The sequence below is a fragment of the Pseudomonas karstica genome, assembly GCF_009707515.1.
Classification (GTDB): Bacteria; Pseudomonadota; Gammaproteobacteria; order Pseudomonadales; family Pseudomonadaceae; genus Aquipseudomonas; species Aquipseudomonas karstica.
This window is the reverse complement of the sequence record NZ_WLYI01000103.1, coordinates 1-297: the sequence shown is the minus strand read 5'-3', so window position 1 is coordinate 297 and position 297 is coordinate 1. Positions and strand designations below refer to the sequence as shown.

Annotated in this window: 1 protein-coding gene; it reads left to right on the top strand. The window is 61.6% G+C overall.

The annotated features are described in order from the left end of the window. The coding region (locus tag GIR22_RS25880) for an AMP-binding enzyme (protein ID WP_425502956.1) at positions 1-297 on the top strand (297 nt) is incomplete at both ends.

Here is a 297-nt window from a genome sequence, read left to right as displayed (position 1 = left end):
GCTGGGCGAGATCGAAGCCAAACTCGCTCGACACGAAGCGGTAAAAGAAACCGTGGTGCTGGCCCGTGAAGACGTACCCGGCGACAAACGCCTGGTCGCCTACGTTACCTCGCCACAAGCAGTCGACATCGACGCCCTGCGCCGTCATCTGCAAACCCAACTCCCGGACTACATGATTCCGGCTGCCTACGTGCACCTCGATGCACTGCCGCTGACCCCTAACGGCAAACTCGACCGCAAGGCCTTGCCGGTACCGGACCTTGAATCAGTCATCACCCGGGGCTACGAAGCCCCGCA